Below are 2,837 nucleotides of genomic sequence, written 5' to 3'. Positions count from 1 at the left end.
AGGAGTGCGGTGCTGTCCGCGGCCGCCCGCGCCCGCAGCGCGGCACCCGGCACGGCCGGGGGAGTGTCCTTCAGGGTGTCCGCCGCGGCCGGGGTCCCGCCGGAACAGCCGGTGGCGAGTCCGGCCAGCGCCGCCAGCCCGCCCGCGCCGGCCACCAGCGGCACACCGGCGGCCGAGGCCAGTACCGTCCGTCTGCCCGGCGTCCCTCTGCCTGTCACCGCGTCCCCTCCCGTGATCACCGACCAGAGCGTACCGGGCGGCGGCCGGGCGCGGCCCGGGCGACGGTGGCCGGCCGGCTCCGCCGCAGGGCAGCGCTGGGGGGCGAGCCACGCCGAATCGTCGATCCGGTGTCGGAACCGATAGGCTTTGGGGCGACACGCGACCTTCCATACAACAGCACACGCGGCCGAGGAGTCACCCGGATGAGCACCACCCAGAGCGAGAGGCTGCGCGGATTGCTGGAGCCGCTCGTCGCCAAGACGGGTCTGGATCTGGAAGAGGTCACAGTGACCGCGGCGGGCAGCCGCCGGCAGCTGATGGTCGTGGTGGATTCCGATGACGGCGTGCAGCTCGACGCGGTCGCCGAGCTGAGCCGGGACATCGCCCAGGTGCTCGACGACACGGACGCGATGGGCCAGGGCGAGTACGTCCTGGAGGTCAGCTCCCCGGGTACCGACCGGCCGCTGACCACGCCCCGGCACTTCCGCCGCAACGAGGGCCGGCTGGTCAAGCTGACGCTCAACAACCACGAAGAGCTGACCGCGCGGATCATGGCGCTGGACGAGGCGGGCCTCGATCTGGAGGTCCCCGGCATCAAGGGGCGCAAGCCCAAGCCGCGCCGGGTGGAGTTCGCGGAGATCGCGAAGGCCCGGGTGGAGATCGAGTTCAACCGCAAGAACAAGGACGACGACGTCGACGCAGCGGATACGGCCGACGCCGACACCGACAGCGACGAGAGCATTGAGGAGGCGTAGCCGTGGACATCGACATGAAGGCCCTACGGGGTTTGGTGCAGGAGAGGCAGATTTCGTTCGACCTGCTGGTCGGGGCGATCGAGTCCGCGCTCCTCATCGCCTACCACCGGGAGCCGGGCAGCCACCGCCGGGCCCGGGTGGAGCTCGACAAGTCGTCGGGACATGTGACGGTGTGGGCGAAGGAGGACCCGTCCGAGGTCGCCGAGGGCGCCGAGCCCCGCGAGTTCGACGACACCCCTTCCGGGTTCGGCCGGATCGCCGCCTCCACGGCGAAGCAGGTCATCCTGCAGCGGCTGCGGGACGCGGAGGACGACATCACGTTCGGCGAGTACGCCGGCCGTGAGGGCGACATCGTCTCCGGTGTCGTCCAGCAGGGCATGGACGCCAAGAACGTGCTGGTCGACATCGGCAAGATGGAAGCCATCCTGCCGGTGCAGGAGCAGGTGCCGGGCGAGGACTACAAGCACGGTGTGCGGCTGCGCTCCTACGTCGTCCGCGTCGCCAAGGGCGTGCGCGGACCGTCGGTGACGCTGTCGCGCTCGCACCCCAACCTGGTGCGCGCCCTGTTCAAGATGGAGGTCCCGGAGATCGCGGACGGTTCGGTCGTCATCGAGGCGATCGCCCGCGAGGCCGGCCACCGGACGAAGATGGCGGTGCGCTCCACCCGCTCCGGGCTGAACGCCAAGGGCGCCTGCATCGGCCCGATGGGTTCCCGCGTGCGGGCGGTCATGGCCGAGCTGCAGGGCGAGAAGATCGACATCGTGGACTGGTCGGACGACCCGGCCGACATGGTGGCGAACGCCCTGTCGCCGGCCCGGGTGTCCCGCGTCGAGGTCGTGGACCTGTCGGCCCGCTCCGCCCGGGTGACCGTGCCGGACTACCAGCTGTCGCTCGCCATCGGCAAGGAAGGGCAGAACGCCCGCCTCGCCGCCCGGCTGACCGGCTGGCGGATCGACATCCGTCCGGACATCGAGCCGGAGGGCGCCGAGGAGTCCGGCGAATCGGACACTTCACGCGCCTGAATGTCAACCCACGACTGACCGAACAACCGTGCGTCGAATAACCCGAAGGGGTGAGGTCGGCGCGGGGAGGTAGACTGAGCAGTGTCTGGCCGGACGCGTTCCCTTGCGTGCCCTGGGCGAACCTGTGTGGGTTGCCGGGAACGGGTGGCCAAGAACGATCTGCTGCGTGTGGCGGTGAGCGGTGACGCGTGCGTCCCCGATCCTCGCGGTACGCTGCCCGGTCGGGGTGCTCACTTGCACCCTGACCTGGTCTGTTTCGACCTGGCGGTTCGCCGCCGGGCCTTCTCCAGGGCCTTCAGGTCCAAGGAGACGTTCGACACCGCGGAACTCCGCCGGTACGTCGAGCAGAACACCAAGCCCGTCGAAGTGGCGGCACCGTAAGTGAACGGCACGGGTATCCGTGCGGTCAGGTACCTCGCGAGTCGGAAGTAGGTCGAGATTGCGATGAGCACCACTCGATGAGTACGCGATGAGTACGAGCATGAAGTAGCGACGGTCCGGCGGACGATCACCCCGGACCTAAAAGGAGCGAAGTGGCTAAGGTCCGGGTATACGAACTCGCCAAGGAGTTCGGAGTTGAGAGCAAGGTCGTCATGGCCAAGCTCCAAGAACTTGGTGAATTCGTACGTTCGGCGTCCTCGACGATCGAGGCGCCGGTTGTTCGCAAGTTGACTGACGCTTTGCAGGGGCCCGGTGGCGGAAACGCCGCGAAGCCCGCTGCCAAGCCCGGCGCGCCCCGCAAGGCGACGTCTGCCAAGCCTGGCGCCCCCACTCCGGGTGCGCCGGCCCGTCCCGCTGCGCCGGCTCCCAACCCGGCCGCGGACGCCCCCGTAACTCCGGC

Annotated in this window: 4 protein-coding genes and 1 pseudogene; 4 read left to right on the top strand and 1 reads right to left on the bottom strand. The window is 69.6% G+C overall.

The features are described from left to right. Positions 1-239, bottom strand: a pseudogene (locus G3I60_RS43485) (hypothetical protein); the annotation flags it as partial. 183 nt (positions 240-422) lie between these two features. On the opposite strand from G3I60_RS43485, the gene rimP reads away from it, so the two are divergent. From rimP to G3I60_RS43465, 4 genes are all read left to right on the top strand, one after another. Then, positions 423-974, top strand: a complete 552-nt coding sequence (gene rimP, locus G3I60_RS43480) for a ribosome maturation factor RimP (RefSeq protein ID WP_138356693.1) — start codon at positions 423-425, stop codon at positions 972-974. A 2-nt stretch (positions 975-976) separates the two neighbouring features. Next, entirely contained in the window at positions 977-1,996 is a 1,020-nt protein-coding gene (gene nusA / locus G3I60_RS43475) for a transcription termination factor NusA (protein ID WP_138356692.1), read from the top strand. Positions 1,997-2,077: 81 nt separating this feature from the next. Then, positions 2,078-2,377 (top strand): YlxR family protein, encoded by a 300-nt coding sequence (locus G3I60_RS43470; protein ID WP_164299679.1) that lies wholly within the window; start codon positions 2,078-2,080, stop codon positions 2,375-2,377. Positions 2,378-2,529: 152 nt separating this feature from the next. Next, positions 2,530-2,837: translation initiation factor IF-2 N-terminal domain-containing protein (locus tag G3I60_RS43465; RefSeq protein WP_343242014.1), on the top strand; the 308-nt coding region annotated here is incomplete at its 3' end.

The organism is Streptomyces sp. SID13666, from assembly GCF_010548325.1.
GTDB lineage: Bacteria > Actinomycetota > Actinomycetes > Streptomycetales > Streptomycetaceae > Actinacidiphila > Actinacidiphila fildesensis.
Note: the sequence above shows the minus strand (reverse complement) of the source record. Positions and strands in the feature narration are given on the sequence as shown.

Excerpts from the sequence above, each read along its gene's own strand:
- rimP (WP_138356693.1), top strand. The coding sequence starts at position 423 with ATGAGCACCACCCAGAGCGAGAGGCTGCGCGGATTGCTGGAGCCGCTC.